Raw genomic sequence first — 17,120 nt, 5'->3', positions numbered from 1 at the left:
AATGACAATTATATAATCATTTAATGATTATGCTCAACAACATTATAAAAAATTATTTGATATCTCAATCAAATTGCAAGTTAGTAAATTTGATAAAATATGTTTTTTGACGTCATCTTAAAATAGAGTAAACTAATTAGCCAAAGTTTTCTAACTACATTAGAATTTTCCATTAACTTTAATCAATCTTACAACGATAAGTAGATAACGTAATGAATGAACACTTAAATACAGATATTAAAGATTTAAAATCTAAACGAACTATTCGAAGTTTTGTATTAAGACAAGGACGTTTGACTAAAGGACAAGAACAAGCATTAAAAAATTTATGGCCAACATTTGGCATTGAATATAATCCGAATAGCGTTATATCTTTTGAAACAAACAAAAATGTAGTGTTAGAAATTGGATTTGGCATGGGCGCCTCATTGATTGAAATGGCCAAAAATGCACCCAATACATCATTTTTAGGTATAGAAGTGCATAAGCCTGGTATTGGTTCTTGCTTAATGGCTATCGAGGAAAATCAATTACCCAATTTAAAAGTAATGTGTCATGATGCTGTTGAAGTATTACAGAATATGATTACAAATGATTCACTAAATAAAGTGCAAATCTTTTTCCCAGATCCATGGCATAAAGCAAAACACAACAAACGCCGAATTATTCAACCTAATTTTGTCGAGCTTATTAGGCAAAAATTAAAACCAGGTGGTATTTTACATTTAGCCACAGATTGGCAACATTATGCTGAACATATGCTTGAAGTCTTAACTCAAGCAAAAGGTTTTAAAAATTTATCAATAACGAATGACTACATACCAAGACCAGAAGAAAGACCAATTACCAAATTTGAAAAACGAGGAAAAAATTTAGGTCATGGCGTTTGGGATTTGCAATTTATGAAAAAATAGCAGCATTAAGTAATAATTATACGAAATGAAATACTACATTTACTTCGTCTGCACCGTTTAATCCATGTATCTAAATCAATACAATTTACTCAATAACAGATAAAATTATTTTAAATGTAATAAAATTGGGATTGTATTCTAAATTTATTATTAAATGATTAATGATAGGCCTGAGTATCATTCGCCAAAAAACTTAGCATTATAATTGCCCATAAGGAGAAATTATTCTATCAGCAATTGCCTTTCTTGAAAAAAGAAAGGCAATTGCTATAGTTAATCTAACAATTCTGTGCAAAATTATGTATGATATAAATCTCGTCGTTAATGGATATAAGATAAATGACTAGCAAAACTTCAACAGCCATCTTTCCTGGCACTTTTGATCCCACAACTAATGGGCATATTGATCTTATTACTCGAGCCTCACTATTATTTCCTAAACTAATTGTTGCTATCGCTGAAAATCCTAGCAAAAGGACTCTCTTTACTTTAGAAGAACGAGTTAACTTAGCTTTAATTGCGGTTGAACACTTACCTAATGTTGAAGTCATTGGTTTTGATAATTTAATGGCGGACTTTGCACAAATTCATAATGCAACAGTCATTGTGCGTGGTGTTCGAACAACACATGATTTTGAATACGAAAGACAACTTGCCGAAATGAATCGAGCATTAAAGCCAGACTTAGACACTATCTTTTTAATGCCTTCAATTGCAATGGGGTTTATTTCTTCAACCATTGTAAAAGATGTTGCTTATCATGGTGGAGATATATCCAACTTAGTCCCACCGCATGTTAAAACAAAATTACTTGAACAGTTAACATAATTCAAATTTATATGGTTAATTTTTACACTCCTGCAAAAAAGAAACTTTCCCCAAAAAAATTGACTGTGACAGTCTCAAGCTTAGATGCCTTTGGGCAAGGAATAGCTAGTCATAAAGGTAAAACAATTTTTATTAAATCAGCACTACCTGATGAAACTGTTGATATTGTTCTAACTGAAGATAAAAAGAATTATGCAAAAGCAAAAGTAATAAAATATCATAACCAAAGTGCCACACGCATAAAACCACAATGTAAATACTATCAAAAATGTGGTGGCTGTGAACTACAACATATTGCACCACATTTGCAACAACAATCAAAATATGAGGCACTAATAAATCTGTTACAAAAAGAAACGGGACAACCTTTAACAGATATTGTTAAAAGCTCACTCCAAATTATTACCGATCAACCTTATCATTATCGTCGACGAGCAAGACTAGCGATTAATATTGTTAAAGGCGAATTATTGATTGGCTTTCGTCAGTTAGAATCAAATCAAATAATCAATATTGAACAATGTCCAGTATTAGTTAATGAATTAAACTCACTACTTTTACCACTACAAAATATATTACGTCAAATAAAACAAAAAAAAGCACTTGGCCATATTGAATTAATCTCTGTGGATAGCGGTATCATTCTTGTATTAAGACACACTACATCATTATCAGAAGTTGATACCAGATTATTAAAGAAATTCGCCGAAGATAATAGAATTTCACTTTATTTTCATGGCAAAGAATTAATCCATATATATGGTAAATCCGAACACTATTACCTAATTAACAATCTAAAACTTACATTTAGTCCGCTTGACTTTATCCAAGTCAACAGCAAAATTAATCAAAAAATGATAGTTGAAGCACTCAAGTGGCTTGACTTACAATCCACAGATAAAGTTTTAGATCTATTTTGTGGTATGGGTAATTTTTCATTACCTATGGCAACAATATGCCAATCGGTAACAGGTATTGAAGGCATCAACGAACTAGTTGAAAAAGCAAAATTTAACGCTATATTAAATAGCAATGAAATTCGTGCTGAAACCCATTTTTTAACTAGTAACTTAGAGGATAACCAACAATTTTCGACATGGAATCAATTAAAATTTAATAAAATTTTATTGGATCCTGCTAGAGCTGGAGCATTTAATGTAACCACCGAAATTCTGAAAATAGAACCTTCTAAAATTGTTTATATATCCTGTAATCCAGCAACGTTAGCTAGAGATAGTAAGCAATTTCTTGATGCAGGATACCAAATTACTCAAGTTGCTATTTTAGATATGTTTCCGCAAACTAAGCACATTGAATCAATGTTGTTGTTAACGAAATTAGGATCATAATTATGGTATCAATTAGAGGAGCACACCAACATAGCGAAGAGCATTACACGCTTACACAATTTGATGTTGAACAATGGATCAAACAAGAGTTATTGTTGACTAACCCAACAGCCTACCAAAAATTTAAAGATGTTTGGGATTTTTGTTTTGAAAATAGCGCAGGTGCATCTGAACAAATACATTGTTTTCAAAATGCTATAGAAATGGTCGAAATTTTATCAACACTTAATATGGACATCAATAGCCTATGTGCTGCATTATTACTTCCTTTTGTTGATACCAAAATTATTCGTCGGGAGGATATTCCTGATGATTTTGATCGCGAAATTTCTCATATAATTTCAAGCATAGTTAGAATGAAGGAAATTCGCCAACTTCGTGCCATTCGTAATGGCAGCGCGACAACAGAACAAATTGATAGTATCCGTCGCATGTTACTGGCTATGGTTAATGATTTTCGTAGTGTAGTGATTAAATTAGCAGAACGCATTACTTACTTACGTAATCTGATGCACTCGCCTCAAGAAGAACAAGTCCTTGCGGCTAAAGAATGCTTTAATATCTATGCTCCACTTGCAAATCGTCTTGGTATTGGTCAACTAAAATGGGAACTTGAAGATTTTTGTTTCCGTTATTTATACCCAGATCACTATCGCCTTATTGCAAAAAAATTACAAGAAAAGCGGCTAGATCGAGAATCTTATATCAATCAATTTGTAAAACACTTACAAGATTTAATGAATAAAGATCATATTTATGCTGAAGTTTATGGGCGTCCTAAACATATTTATAGTATATGGCGTAAAATGGAGCGTAAGCATCTACAATTTGAAGATCTTTATGATATCCGTGCCGTACGGATTATTTGTGACCGTATTGAAGATTGTTACAATGCATTGGGCATTGTTCACAGCCATTACAAGCATATTGCTAAAGAGTTTGATGACTATGTTGCAAATCCTAAACCGAATGGCTATCAGTCCATTCATACTGTCGTTTATGGTCCTCAAAATAAAACAATTGAAATTCAAATCCGTACTGAACAAATGCATAATGATGCTGAACTAGGAATTGCCGCACATTGGAAATATAAGGAAGGCAGCACTGATAAAATGACTGCTTATGATCAGCGAATTTCTTGGTTACGCAAATTATTAACATGGCAACAAGAAATGTCTGAAAGTGGCGAAATTCAGGAGGCAGTACGCAGTCAAATTTTTGATGATAGAGTATATGTGTTTACCCCTAAAGGTGATGTTGTTGACTTACCTGCTGGCTCAACACCTCTTGATTTTGCTTATCATATACACAGCGATGTGGGGCATCGCTGTATTGGTGCCAAAGTAAGCGGAAGAATTGTACCATTTACTTATCATTTAAAAATGGGAGACCAAGTTGAAGTCATTACCCAAAAACAGCCAAACCCCAGCCGAGATTGGCTAAACCCTAATACTGGATTTGTTAACAGTAATCGTGCTAGAGCTAAAATTCAAGCTTGGTTTAAAAAACAAGATCGCGATAAAAATATCTCCGCAGGAGAACAAATTTTACAAAGTGAACTTGAACCTTTAAACATCAGCTTAAAAAGTGTCGAAAAAATACTTATTAAGAAATATAACGCCCATTCATTTAATGAAGTATTAGCCGGTATTGGTAGTGGTGATGTTAGAATCAACCAATTAGTCAATTTTATTAATGCTCAATTTAATAAACCAACAGCTGAAGAAGAAGACGAAGCGGCATTAAAACAAATTGCCCAAAAATCGAATACTCAATCAAAAAATACCAATAAAAAAGGTAGTGAAATCATCATTGAGGGAGTAGAGAACCTAATGTATACCATTGCTAACTGTTGCCGCCCTATTCCAATCGATCCGATTATAGGGTTTGTTACCCAAGGAAGAGGTATATCAATTCATCGTGCTGATTGTGAACAATTGCAAGAACTTAAAAACCATGCTCCAGAACGCATTACCAACGCCATTTGGAGTGATAACACTCTCTCAAGCTACACAATGGTAGTAAAAATCATTGCAAACGATCGCAGCGGGTTATTACGAGATATCACAACCATTTTAGCTAATGAAAAAGTTAGCGTGCTTGGTTTAATTAGCCGTTCTGACACGAAGCAACAGTTAGCTACCATTGACGTCGATATGGAAGTTTTCGATCAAAATTCACTAAATCGTGTACTTAATAAAATAAAACAACTCCCCGATGTTATTGAAGCAAAACGTTTTCAAGACTAATACATTAAGTTTGCGATAATAATGTCATCATGAAAAAGAACAATTACGCAATACGTTCTAAAATTTCAAATTTGTAGTTGTATGGGTTTTTATTATCTGCTTGATGATAATCCTGAAAAATTGTTTGCCATTGTTTTGATAAGTACTCTGGAAAATAAGTATCGCCTTGTAACTTTGCATCGATATGAGTTAAATAAAGGCGATTGACCAACGGTAATACCTGATCATAAATATTCCCACCACCAATAATAAATGCCTCTTGTGCACATTGAGCTTTAGCTAATAAAATAGCCTCATCAGTAGATCGAACCCAACTAACATTGGAATCAACCTCAACTTTTATATCAGCGCGTCGCGTAACAATTATATTTTTTCGATTAGGTAATGGTTTACCAATAGATTCAAATGTTTTTCGTCCCATTATAACGGGTTTATTGAGTGTATTTTGTTTAAACCAAGCCAAATCGGCTGGTAGATGCCAAGGCATTTGATTATTTAAACCAATAACACGATTATGAGCCATCGCCACAATAATGCTTAAGATCATATTTATACATATCCTAAAGATTTAATTCGTTGTTTCACATTCTCAGGAAAAATAGTTTGGCACCACAATCGTTTACTTAAAGATAGCAAGGGTTCTTTTTTCCCTGCAACAATCCAATTAGCTAGCTCTGTAGCAACATCAGGATAAACGACTGGTTTTGGAAAGGGTAAATCCAGCCAGTATTTAAGCTTTATGCTATTTAAATTTTCCATTACTGTTGCCATATCTAAAGTTTGCAAACATTGAGCATTATAGATTTGTTCAAACTGACCAGAAACGGGCTTGGTTAAAATCTTTTTACCAAGCACTAAAGCTTCTGAAATTAGAGCAAAACCTGTATTTGAGATAATACCAGAACAGCTAATTAAAGCTTGCGTAAAGCTATCACGACTCAATGGTTGCAAAATAATATTACCTTCTTGTTCTATTTGCTTAACATATGGATGAAAACAGATAAAATTGTGGCTAGGAAACGATTTTAGTAGCCCTATAATTTCATTTAATTCTTCAAATGGTAAATATACAACAATATTACCATCTTCTGTAGGGGAAATAGGAAACGAATCAATCATGGGAGGAAGTAATTTATGACCGAAATGAAACCAATGCAAACCAATAGGCAAGGTTACAGGTGCATAATACTTCATAATGACATTAGCAATAAGACCGTATTCTTTCGGCTTAAGATACTGACATACAGCTTGATTGCTGATGCCCAAGCATTCCCGATGTTGGTAATGTGCAGCCCATGCGCTTACAGGCTCAAAATCACTAATAATGCAATCATATTTTGATAAGTCAAGTTCACGAACATCTTTGATTAATCGAAAAGCTCTAATACGTTGCACAGTTTTACGGAAATTAATCTTACCATTTAGCGTTGCAAAAGTAACTCCACGGAAAGCCCTATAATTTCCAAAAGAATCCATATCGAAATAATCCTTCGGATCTCTGCCACTCAAAATATAATCAACATCAACCCCTAATTTTTTTAATGCTTTGGCTAACGTTCGACAACGACTAATATGACCATTTCCCGTTCCTTGAATACCAAAAAGAATTTTCATATCGCTATTATTCACCCCTTAATATTGGTTAATATGATATCAGAACAAAAAATAATTATCTTTATTATTTTAAGTCAAAGCTAATGCTACACGCTCGTTAAACATATTTTCATGTATGAAAATAACAAAAATAAAACGCTTTAGTTGTTACTTATAATTGCAGCAAAACTTCAATCATTGTTTATTATACAGTGACTGAGTTAATAAATTAGTTAATAGAAACATAATCATATATTACCGTATAACAAACATTTAATCATTAAGTTATAGAATTAATATATTTTTAATATCCAATTACTATAACTTACATAAAAATAATGATTAAAAAACGTGCTATTTAGTTTTATTTCTTGTAAAATAATGGTTATCAACTATCGGTGAGTTAAACGATAAATAATTTTGAATGTTAACAAAAGTGTTATCAATAGATAATTTACCATCAGTAACATATTCATTATAACAATGATTATTAATTTGCTATTTAGCCTAGTTTTATCCTAAAAATTTCTTCTAATTTTGCTGTTTTTATTATGTTAATATCTAAGACTATATCCAGCGAGCAACTGAAAATTGCTCACTAAAGTAATAAAGGCTTTCGTCTTACTTGTGATTTAATCTTTACAAAGCTGTAGGCTACATGGATAACCACAATTATCGAAAACAATATCTACCTACAAAACCTAGTTTAGATAATAGCAATACTTATTCCTAAATTGACCTAAAATAATTACTAAAAAATTTTAACTAAAAAGTAAATTTTGAGAATCATCACCGTAGCACTAGCAAACCACCGTTATGAATTATTGCATTAAAAAATCATTAATTAAATTAAAATAGGAATATTATGAAACGCCGAAATTTTTTGATAAATATTAGCGCAGTTCTAAGCGGATTAGCCGTAACTAAAACTTTTGCGAAAATGGATCATTCAATGATATCGGGTCAAATGTGTGGGCAAAATTCTGCTAATTGTAAAATGGGGGATAACATGCACGAACATATGCATATGAATATGAATATGACCAATACAAAAACGTCTCAAAAGCTTTTACCAACATCATCATTTCCAAAAGGGCTTAATTTACCGCTTTTAGCCAATTTAAAAAATGAAAGTACAAAACAAGGTATATTTGAGGCAACGTTAAATTTGAAATCTGTTAAAATTTCGCTAATACCTGAGTTAACAACTGAATTTTGGACATATAATGGTATGGTTCCGGGACCTAAAATTGAGGTATTTGAAGGTGATCAAGTCAAAATAACAGTTAAAAATGATTTATCACAACCTACAACCGTACATTGGCATGGTTTATTGATTCCTGCTGATCAAGATGGTAATCCACAAGATGAAATCCCTGCCGGAAGCAGTCGAATTTATGAGTTTACCATTCCTAAAGGTTCTGCTGGAACCTATTGGTATCACCCTCACGGGCATAATACTGTCGCTGAACAAGTTTATCATGGTTTAGCGGGTACCTTTATCGTACGTAGTAAAAATGATCCTTTAAGTGATATACCTGAACAAAACTGGTTTTTTTCTGATTTAAAATTAACCGATAAAGGTCAAATTGCGAATAATTCAATGGCTGATTGGATGAACGGTCGTGAGGGACAATTTGTGCTAATCAACGGTTCGTACCAACCTAAAATAAAAGTTAATGGCACCACACGTATCAGAATATGGAACGCTTGTTCTGGTCGATACCTTAATCTTTCTATCCCTGGATGTGATGTCTATCTAGTGGGCAGTGATGGTGGATTATTAGCTCAACCTTATTTACTCAATAAACCATTATTATTAACACCAGCAGAGCGGGCTGAATTGGTTATTATTCCAAAACACTCTGGACTATTTTACCTTCAATCTATTAGTTATGATCGCGGAAAAATGGGCGATATCCCACCAGAACAAGATTTTATACTTGCTGAATTAGAGCTTAACAAAGCTGATTCTTTTGATTTACCAACTACACTACGCCAGTTACCCATTTTAGGAGAACCTGTAGCTCATAAATCTATTGAATATACAGAAGCTATGGATATGAAAGAACCCAGAGGGAATATGATTTTTTTAATTAATGGAAAACGACACGACATGTCAAGAGTTGATTTAGAAAGTAAAATTCACGATGTAGAAGAGTGGACAATTATTAATAATTCACACATGGATCATAATTTTCATATACATGGCACCCAATTTATCGTGCTATCACATGAGTTAAATGGTGTAAAAACACCACCTGACTATGTAGCGCTAAAAGATACAATTAATCTCCGCCCACATGAAAAGATTACACTTAAAATGCAACAAAACTTTACAGGTCTTCGTATGTACCACTGTCATATTATCGAGCATGAAACACTAGGTATGATGGGACAATTACTTGTCAAATAATACCTCTTCATTGCCCCTCTATTTTTAAACTTCATTGGCTAAAAATAGAGGTTTTTTTATCATAATAAAAAACCTTAATATATAACCTTCTATAACAAATAATATTTGTTTTTCATTTTGGCAAAAAATGCTAACATATCACAATTATGAATGTGATCTATTATTGGCAAAAACTTAGCAAACGTTTAATTTTTAAAACGACTTTTTCGCACTTACTATTAGGTGTAATTGCTGTTGGATTTGGCTCATGGCAACAAAATACCCTATCTGTAGAATCTTCTACGTCAAATATTGGTATTATCGCAATAACGCAAGATTATAAGACAACAGTGAGAACGAAATCACAAAATTTATCTCAATCACAAAAACATCATGATTTAATCGAACTTATCATACAAAATTATCATGATATTTCACCGAGTAAAGCTATTCGTTTATCTTCCCTTTATAATGGTATAAGAGCGGGGCCAAGTGTTACCATTTAACGAGTATGTAACTCGATAAAATTGATATTTTATACTTATTATTAAGCCAAGGTTTTACATCCTATATTAAACACTAGAGAAATATTATGTTATTAAACTTATTAACCAAAGTATTTGGTAGCCGTAATGAGCGCGTATTAAAAACCATGCGTAAACGAGTTGAAAAAATCAATGCACTTGAACCTACAATGAAAGCATTATCTGATGATGAGCTTAAAGCTAAAACAACTGAATTTAAACAAAAATTGGCATCAGGCACACAATTAGATGATATTTTAGAAGAAGCTTTTGCCGTAGTGCGTGAAGCTAGTAAACGTGTATTTGGTATGCGACATTTTGATGTGCAATTAATTGGTGGTATGGTACTAAACGAACGTTGTATTGCTGAAATGCGTACCGGAGAAGGTAAAACATTAACCGCAACACTACCGGCTTATTTAAATGCATTAAGTGGTAAAGGAGTTCATGTTGTAACTGTTAATGACTACTTAGCTCAACGTGATGCCGAAAATAATCGTCCATTATTTGAATTTTTAGGTTTAACTGTAGGCATTAATTTGCCTAACATGCCTCCACAAATGAAACGTGATGCTTACCATGCCGATATCACTTATGGAACAAATAATGAATATGGTTTTGATTATTTACGCGACAATATGGTGTTCAATAAAGAGTCACGCGTACAACGCCCATTGCATTATGCCCTAGTCGATGAAGTTGACTCAATTTTAATTGATGAAGCTAGAACACCGTTAATTATTTCAGGTCAAGCAGAAGATAGTTCCGACAAATATATCAGCGTGGATAGAATTATTCCGCATTTGATCCGCCAAGAAAAAGAAGATTCAGACCAATTTCAGGGTGAAGGAGACTTTTCAATTGATGAAAAATCACGCCAAGTTAATTTAACTGAACGAGGTTTAATCAAAGTTGAAGAATTGCTTATAAAGCAAGGCATAATGAAAAGCGAAGAATCGCTTTATGCACCGGCAAATATTGTATTAATGCATCATGTTAATGCCGCTTTACGTGCTCATCATTTATTCCATCGTGATGTCGATTATATTGTCAAAGATGGTGAAATTATTATTGTTGATGAGCACACAGGTCGAACTATGGAAGGCCGTCGTTGGTCTGACGGCTTACATCAAGCCGTTGAAGCCAAAGAACATGTAAAAATTCAAAATGAAAATCAAACATTAGCGTCAATTACTTTCCAAAACTATTTCCGTTTGTATAAAAAGCTAGCTGGTATGACAGGTACAGCCGATACAGAAGCATTCGAATTTAATCAAATTTATGGATTAGATACTATTGTCATTCCAACTAATCGCCCAATGTTACGTAAAGATCAGTCTGATCTGGTTTACATGACCGAAAAAGAAAAAATCAATGCGATTGTGACTGATGTCCAAGCGTGTATCAAACGAGGGCAACCAGTTCTAGTTGGTACCGCATCAATCGAAAAATCGGAGCTTGTATCAAACGCATTTAAAAAAGTGGGTATTAAACACAATGTATTAAATGCAAAGTTCCATGCTCAAGAAGCTGAAATCATTGCTAATGCAGGTAGCAAAGGTGCAGTTACCATTGCAACAAATATGGCCGGTCGTGGTACCGATATTATGTTAGGCGGAAACTGGCAAAGTGATGTAGCTAAAATTGAAAACCCAACGCCTGAAGATATTGAAAAAGCTAAAAAAGCTTGGCAAATAAGGCATGAAGAAGTTATTGCGCTTGGTGGGCTGTACATTCTAGGAACAGAACGCCATGAATCACGTCGTATTGACAATCAGCTGCGAGGGCGTGCTGGTCGTCAAGGTGATCCTGGTGCATCACGTTTCTATCTTTCTCTTGAAGATCCATTAATGAGAATCTTTGCATCAGAACGTGTCGGTAATATGATGCGTAAACTAGGTATGAAAGAAGGTGAAGCCATTGAACATCCATGGGTTACCAAAGCAATTGCTAATGCACAAAAGAAAGTTGAAAGCCGAAATTTTGATATACGTAAACAGTTACTTGAATACGATGACGTCGCTAACGATCAACGTAAAGCTATCTATCGCCAACGAAATGAATTACTGGATAATTCAGAAATTAAAGAAACAATTGATTCAATTCGAGTAGATGTCTTTAATGCACTGATTAATCGTTATATTCCACCTCAATCAATGGAAGAAATGTGGGATATTACTGGGCTTGAGACCGCACTTAAAACAGACTTTGATTTAAACTTACCAATTTCTAAATGGCTCGAGGAAGAACCGAATCTTTATGAAGAAACGCTACGCGAACGTATTTTACAGCTCGCTCACCAACATTATCTAGAGAAAGAAAATATTGCTGGCTCAGAAGCTTTTAGACAGTTTGAAAAAACAGTAATGTTACAAACACTGGATAATTTATGGAAAGAACACCTTGCTTCAATGGATTATTTACGTCAAGGTATTCATTTACGGGGTTATGCACAAAAAGATCCTAAACAAGAGTATAAACGTGAATCATTCAATATGTTCGCAGACATGCTAGAAACACTTAAATATGATGTTATTGGCATTCTTAGCCGGGTGGTAATTCGTTCTCAAGAAGAAGTCGAAGAGGCAGAGCGCCAACGGTTAGCAGAAATGGAAAAATTGTCCACTAAACAACAAGCTAGCCATCAATCTACCACTAATATAAACAGTGGAGTCGAAGATGAAGTAAATACCATGCAGCCAATTACTCGTCATGAAGCAAAAGTTGGGCGTAATGATCTTTGTCCTTGCGGTTCAAGAAAAAAATATAAACATTGTCATGGGGCTGTTCAATAAATAAAAAATTTAGTATCATCAAATTACTTTGAATATTTAATCGCCGATCACTGGCGGCGTTGAAAATTCAGGGAAAATACCTACTTTCCCTGAATTTTACTCATAGACAGACAGAATTATGAAAAAACATACTGAAATTGCTATAGGTATTATTCGTTCACAAGATTGTCAAATCTTCATCACTCAGCGCGGAGAGGATTCACACCTCGCTGGTTTTTGGGAATTCCCTGGTGGAAAAATTGAATTAGATGAGACTCCCTATCAAACCCTACAACGCGAAATTTTAGAAGAAGTCGATATTCATATAAATCAAGCTCAATTTTTAAAAGTGGTTAATCATAGCTATGATGATCGCGATATTACCATCCATGCCTATTTAGTTGAAGAATGGGACGGCGTACCTTTTGCTAAAGAAGGGCAGCCAAGTCGTTGGGTCGCACAAGAAGATTTGAATGCCGATGAATTTCCGGATGCCAATCGACCTATTATTGAAATGTTAAAAAATTTAGATAAACAAATCTAAATTATTATTGTTAGTTTAGTCTTATGATTTATTGTAATTTTAGATTAGCATATTATTTCTCTACTAATTTTTTTAATAGGATAACTTTTTAACATTGTTTTAAAAATTATTTTATCAATCATTTAATAAAAAATATTATGTGTGTATTTTCTCTTAAAAGTGAATATTATAACGACGCCTCCATCACCTTTTCTTAAATAAAACCAAAATTAAATAACTCAAAAATTAAAAATAACCAATTTTAGAACTAGCAATTTTTCACTGAGTAAGAACTGACATAAAAATATTATCCATTTGATTTTTAACTAATTTTATTATTAAAAAGCATTTTAGCATTAAAATTAGTAGAATTATTATTAAATAGGTATTAATCAAGGCGAATTGAGTACATTTAGTCTGAAAAAAAGATATACATCACTAGTTATTATCCTAGAAAAAAGCATATTCCCAATTGTTATAAAACGATAACATAGTTAAATAAATAATGGTTATCATGCCTTAACATAAGGTCTTATTAACCTCATGCCTAATAACAATCTCAAAAAAGAATCAAGATTTACGCTGTAACCTTTGTTCGGCTAATGCCAAAAATATAATACCAATAATAATAAACAGTGCGCCAAACAAACGATATAATGTCATTTGTTCATCAAAAAAGATAACGGATACTATCATTACCGTTACCACTTGTAAATGAGAAGCAGCAAAAGCTGGTCCTACTGGTGCTTTTTTCAATAACACCATCCAAGTGATAAATGCCCCAGTATAACCAATTATTACCAGATAAGCCCAACAATGGCTAAAAATACGCACTAACCAATCAAAACCTATTTCAAAAGGTTCTGCTGCTGATGCTGTAAGTTTAAAATTAGTTTGTCCAAAAGTATCAAAAAATAAAAGTAACACAAAACCAATTAAATAAAATTTTTTCATTCCATGATCCCCACTAAAACCACTCCTGTTGTAATAAAAAATATCCCCAGAAGACGCAGCAATGTTAGATGTTCTTTAAATAAAATCCTACCAGCAAGCATCACCGTAATCATATTAAATGAACCAAGCAAAATGCCTTGAGATAATGGAACTTTACTCAAAAAAGCTAACCAAAAAATAAAGCCAACAAAATATGAGCCAAAACCAATCCAAAGCCAAAAATTTCCAAATAGTTTATGCCAATAATCCACACCTTGTTTATGTTTTGAGGTAATAGCTGCATATTTAAATGCAATTTGTCCTACAGTATCACAACTAATGTTGAGCAGCCAAAGTACAATAATTATAGTTGACACAACTGACATACTCCATGGATTTCAAGCACACTATACTTAATCAAAAACTCGCTTTGTAGCGCCAATTGTTTAAGTTGTTTTTCAATATGCTCAGAATGTTTTTCGATAATCTTTTCACAATTATCACAAATAAACATAATTGAAATATGCTGTGGATCTTGAAAGTGAGGACAAATAATATAACTATTTGTCGACTCAACTTTATGTATAAAACCATGCTCAAGTAGAAACTCAAGTGCACGATAAATTGTTGGCGGCTTAGCTTGTGGTTCACTTATTTTGAGTAGATCTAAAAGATCATATGCACTCATTGCCTTATTTGCTGTTAACATAATATTTAAAACTGTTCGACGTTGCGTTGTCAGTTTAATACCACGTTTTTTGCATAAAGTTTCAATCTTTTCAATCATCAGATTATGCATTTTAATTCCTTTACCTATGATCATTATTTTTCAACGCAGCTTTCCTTCGCCTTATTTCTTTAGGATCATTAATTAACGGACGATAAATCTCAATACGATCGCCATCTTTAACCTGTTCACTTAATTCACAACGTTTGCCAAAAATACCGATTAGATGTTCATCTAATTGGATTTGACATAATGATAAGATATTGGATTTTATAATGGCTTGCAAGACATTAGTTGGCTCGTCGACTTGAAAATCAATTACCGTAGAATTATTAGGTAATGCATAAACAATTTGAATATTCATCATATTAATAAATCTGCCTTGCACGTTTCGAAAAAGCATTAACCATATTAGACATAACTTCTTTAAAAACAGGTTTGAATGTTATATCTAAAAACTTACTTTGGAACTCAAAATCCAAGCTAAAACTGATTTTACACTTGTTTTCAGCAATTTCCACAAATTGCCATTTACCTGAAAAATACTTAAAAGGTCCTTCCAAAAGAGACATATCAATTGAATTAGGTTCATTAATCTGATTTAATGTCGTAAATGATTTTTTAAAACCAAATTTTTCAACTTCAATAAACGCTGCAACGATATTATTTTGTTTTCTAATAATACCAGTTGCGATACAATCAGGAACAAATTCAGGATAGCGAGCAATATCATTAACTAAAGCAAACATTTGCTCAATTGAATAAGGTTCAATAACTTCGTGAAATATATTTGCCATAATAAAAATTAAAAAATAAAATTTGTGGCATATAGTATCACGTAACTCTATAATAACGCACACTATGACTAAGAAAAAATCACATAAACTGGGTTCGTCAACCATCGCATTAAACAAACGCGCACGCCATGAATACTTTATTGAAGAAGAAATTGAGGCGGGATTATCCCTACAAGGTTGGGAAGTTAAATCATTACGTGCGGGAAAAGCCAATATTAGTGACAGTTATGTCTTACTCAAAGAAGGAGAGGCATGGCTTTTTGGTGCTACTATCACTCCACTTAATGTCGCTTCAACACATGTGGTGTGCGAACCAATGCGTACACGTAAATTACTATTAAACGAACGTGAATTAAATTCACTATTTGGTCAAATTAATCGTCAAGGCTATACAGTTGTTGCGCTTTCTCTATATTGGAAAAATGCGTGGGCAAAAGTAAAAATTGGCGTAGCTAAAGGTAAAAAAGAATACGATAAACGAACTGACATTAAAGAACGTCAATGGCAGGTAGATAAAGCTCGTATCATGAAAAATGCTCATCGATAAAATTGGGTTTTATGTTAACAAAATATTGCTAAATAATGCATTTAGCAATATTAAATAGCTTATGTTCTAATAAAAAATGCACTGTATCTTAACTTCTTAAAATTCAGCAAATCATATATAATGACAACGTACATATACGCTATAATTTAAAAAATCTTCAGCACTTGCACTAATTAGATAATAAAAATAACCTATACATATATTTAATTATAACAATATTAACAAACCTATATTGTTTTGGCTTTTTACACCAAGTGAATAACTTCAGTACTTCTTACCATCAAATTCCTGGGCACATAAAACTCGCATCCCCCTATTTTTTCATACACACTTTGAATAACTCATAATTTTTATCTAATTGCCATCACTCAAAGTTTAATCAGAATGTAATATTACCTTGCAGGTTATAAACAGCAAGATGACATTCCCTATGTGGAGTTCAAAAAATAAAAAGAAAATATTGCTGATCAATACTGATACCCCTAAAAATTATACATATAAAACTGTAGCAGAAAACAACCCAATAAATTGACTTGTTATAAAATATCCCTGCCATAATTTGCTCTATAAAAAATAAAACACTGCAGCTCTGAGAATGCGAAACTAAAAGCCATCTTTAACAAATTTGGGGATAAATGCGATCAACATCAAATTAATTTCGCTTGCAAAAGAAAAATGTAATATTTAGCAACTAAATATCATTAATTAAGTGGTATTGACAGGATTAAACACTAAAAAAATGAGATAAAAAAAATTAATAAACGTAAAAAAGAACCTTAAAACAAGGTATCATATAGATTTTTAAATTGGTAATATCAAACTATTTAAGATGTCGATAAAAAAAGTAATAATTCTAATTTAAAGAATATACAAGCATCATACAAATAAATTAAATAATTAAAAATTAAAATAAAATATAATTTTTTTTGATAAAAATCATATTTTTTATTCAAATAATGATAAAATA

Annotated in this window: 16 protein-coding genes; 9 read left to right on the top strand and 7 right to left on the bottom strand. The window is 32.7% G+C overall.

All coding sequences use genetic code 11. The features are described 5' to 3' along the window. Positions 1–212: 212 nt before the first annotated feature. From trmB to relA, 4 genes are all read left to right on the top strand, one after another. On the top strand, positions 213–914 hold the full coding sequence (gene trmB / locus A9G48_RS09935; RefSeq protein ID WP_034944071.1) for a tRNA (guanosine(46)-N7)-methyltransferase TrmB: 702 nt from the start codon (positions 213–215) through the stop codon (positions 912–914). Positions 915–1,253: 339 nt separating this feature from the next. After that, entirely contained in the window at positions 1,254–1,742 is a 489-nt protein-coding gene (coaD, locus tag A9G48_RS09930) for a pantetheine-phosphate adenylyltransferase (RefSeq protein ID WP_034944074.1), read from the top strand. A gap of 11 nt (positions 1,743–1,753) precedes the next feature. After that, complete coding sequence (rlmD, locus tag A9G48_RS09925; protein WP_034944079.1) at positions 1,754–3,091, top strand: 23S rRNA (uracil(1939)-C(5))-methyltransferase RlmD; 1,338 nt, start codon at positions 1,754–1,756, stop codon at positions 3,089–3,091. A 2-nt stretch (positions 3,092–3,093) separates the two neighbouring features. After that, complete coding sequence (gene relA, locus A9G48_RS09920; protein WP_034944082.1) at positions 3,094–5,340, top strand: GTP diphosphokinase; 2,247 nt, start codon at positions 3,094–3,096, stop codon at positions 5,338–5,340. Positions 5,341–5,383: 43 nt separating this feature from the next. Here relA and folA read toward each other — a convergent pair whose 3' ends face one another. Next, a complete protein-coding gene (gene folA / locus A9G48_RS09915) occupies positions 5,384–5,884 on the bottom strand; it encodes a type 3 dihydrofolate reductase (protein WP_176701035.1) in 501 nt (166 codons plus the stop codon). Positions 5,885–5,889: 5 nt separating this feature from the next. Continuing rightward, complete coding sequence (locus A9G48_RS09910) at positions 5,890–6,954, bottom strand: MJ1255/VC2487 family glycosyltransferase (protein ID WP_034944089.1); 1,065 nt, start codon at positions 6,952–6,954, stop codon at positions 5,890–5,892. Between the two features lie 844 nt (positions 6,955–7,798). Between A9G48_RS09910 and A9G48_RS09905 the strand changes: the two genes are divergently transcribed. The 4 genes from A9G48_RS09905 to mutT all read left to right on the top strand — a co-directional run bounded on the left by A9G48_RS09905 (position 7,799) and on the right by mutT (position 13,170). Further along, positions 7,799–9,349, top strand: coding sequence for a multicopper oxidase family protein (locus A9G48_RS09905; RefSeq protein WP_051825048.1), 1,551 nt, complete (start codon positions 7,799–7,801; stop codon positions 9,347–9,349). Positions 9,350–9,495: 146 nt separating this feature from the next. Then, positions 9,496–9,834 carry a hypothetical protein gene (locus A9G48_RS09900; RefSeq protein WP_034944092.1) on the top strand — a complete coding sequence of 113 codons (339 nt, stop codon included), beginning with the start codon at positions 9,496–9,498 and terminating at the stop codon, positions 9,832–9,834. 86 nt (positions 9,835–9,920) lie between these two features. After that, positions 9,921–12,647: a preprotein translocase subunit SecA gene (gene secA, locus A9G48_RS09895; protein WP_065576134.1), complete on the top strand. Its 2,727-nt coding sequence runs from the start codon at positions 9,921–9,923 to the stop codon at positions 12,645–12,647. 118 nt (positions 12,648–12,765) lie between these two features. Further along, positions 12,766–13,170 carry an 8-oxo-dGTP diphosphatase MutT gene (gene mutT / locus A9G48_RS09890; protein WP_034944098.1) on the top strand — a complete coding sequence of 135 codons (405 nt, stop codon included), beginning with the start codon at positions 12,766–12,768 and terminating at the stop codon, positions 13,168–13,170. 549 nt (positions 13,171–13,719) lie between these two features. Here the strand turns inward: mutT and A9G48_RS09885 are convergent. Genes A9G48_RS09885 through A9G48_RS09865 form a run of 5 tightly spaced genes read right to left on the bottom strand, consistent with a single transcriptional unit; the run spans position 13,720 to position 15,606 of the window. Next, positions 13,720–14,103, bottom strand: a complete 384-nt coding sequence (locus tag A9G48_RS09885) for an EamA family transporter (RefSeq protein ID WP_034944102.1) — start codon at positions 14,101–14,103, stop codon at positions 13,720–13,722. Further along, positions 14,100–14,459, bottom strand: a complete 360-nt coding sequence (locus tag A9G48_RS11395) for an EamA family transporter (protein WP_034944770.1) — start codon at positions 14,457–14,459, stop codon at positions 14,100–14,102. Before A9G48_RS11395 ends, A9G48_RS09885 begins: the two co-directional genes overlap by 4 nt. After that, positions 14,447–14,881: a zinc uptake transcriptional repressor Zur gene (zur, locus tag A9G48_RS11390; protein ID WP_162174517.1), complete on the bottom strand. Its 435-nt coding sequence runs from the start codon at positions 14,879–14,881 to the stop codon at positions 14,447–14,449. The genes A9G48_RS11395 and zur overlap by 13 nt, the downstream gene beginning before the upstream one ends. A 10-nt stretch (positions 14,882–14,891) precedes the next feature. After that, positions 14,892–15,182: an RnfH family protein gene (locus A9G48_RS09870; protein WP_176701034.1), complete on the bottom strand. Its 291-nt coding sequence runs from the start codon at positions 15,180–15,182 to the stop codon at positions 14,892–14,894. After that, positions 15,178–15,606 carry a type II toxin-antitoxin system RatA family toxin gene (locus tag A9G48_RS09865; protein ID WP_034944108.1) on the bottom strand — a complete coding sequence of 143 codons (429 nt, stop codon included), beginning with the start codon at positions 15,604–15,606 and terminating at the stop codon, positions 15,178–15,180. The genes A9G48_RS09870 and A9G48_RS09865 overlap by 5 nt, the downstream gene beginning before the upstream one ends. Positions 15,607–15,670: 64 nt before the next feature. On the opposite strand from A9G48_RS09865, the gene smpB reads away from it, so the two are divergent. Further along, positions 15,671–16,153, top strand: coding sequence for an SsrA-binding protein SmpB (gene smpB, locus A9G48_RS09860; protein WP_034944110.1), 483 nt, complete (start codon positions 15,671–15,673; stop codon positions 16,151–16,153). The last annotated feature ends 967 nt before the right edge of the window (positions 16,154–17,120 follow it).

The sequence above is a fragment of the Gilliamella sp. wkB18 genome, assembly GCF_001690875.1.
GTDB lineage: Bacteria > Pseudomonadota > Gammaproteobacteria > Enterobacterales > Orbaceae > Gilliamella > Gilliamella apicola_A.
The sequence above is the reverse complement of the archived record's forward strand: the minus strand, read 5'-3'. Positions and strand labels throughout refer to the sequence as shown.

Excerpts from the sequence above, each read along its gene's own strand:
- A9G48_RS09885 (WP_034944102.1), bottom strand. The coding sequence starts at position 14,103 with ATGAAAAAATTTTATTTAATTGGTTTTGTGTTACTTTTATTTTTTGAT.
- secA (WP_065576134.1), top strand. The coding sequence starts at position 9,921 with ATGTTATTAAACTTATTAACCAAAGTATTTGGTAGCCGTAATGAGCGC.
- mutT (WP_034944098.1), top strand. The coding sequence starts at position 12,766 with ATGAAAAAACATACTGAAATTGCTATAGGTATTATTCGTTCACAAGAT.
- A9G48_RS09905 (WP_051825048.1), top strand. The coding sequence starts at position 7,799 with ATGAAACGCCGAAATTTTTTGATAAATATTAGCGCAGTTCTAAGCGGA.
- trmB (WP_034944071.1), top strand. The coding sequence starts at position 213 with ATGAATGAACACTTAAATACAGATATTAAAGATTTAAAATCTAAACGA.
- rlmD (WP_034944079.1), top strand. The coding sequence starts at position 1,754 with ATGGTTAATTTTTACACTCCTGCAAAAAAGAAACTTTCCCCAAAAAAA.
- A9G48_RS09900 (WP_034944092.1), top strand. The coding sequence starts at position 9,496 with ATGAATGTGATCTATTATTGGCAAAAACTTAGCAAACGTTTAATTTTT.
- A9G48_RS09865 (WP_034944108.1), bottom strand. The coding sequence starts at position 15,606 with ATGGCAAATATATTTCACGAAGTTATTGAACCTTATTCAATTGAGCAA.
- coaD (WP_034944074.1), top strand. The coding sequence starts at position 1,254 with ATGACTAGCAAAACTTCAACAGCCATCTTTCCTGGCACTTTTGATCCC.
- zur (WP_162174517.1), bottom strand. The coding sequence starts at position 14,881 with ATGCATAATCTGATGATTGAAAAGATTGAAACTTTATGCAAAAAACGT.
- smpB (WP_034944110.1), top strand. The coding sequence starts at position 15,671 with ATGACTAAGAAAAAATCACATAAACTGGGTTCGTCAACCATCGCATTA.
- A9G48_RS09910 (WP_034944089.1), bottom strand. The coding sequence starts at position 6,954 with ATGAAAATTCTTTTTGGTATTCAAGGAACGGGAAATGGTCATATTAGT.
- relA (WP_034944082.1), top strand. The coding sequence starts at position 3,094 with ATGGTATCAATTAGAGGAGCACACCAACATAGCGAAGAGCATTACACG.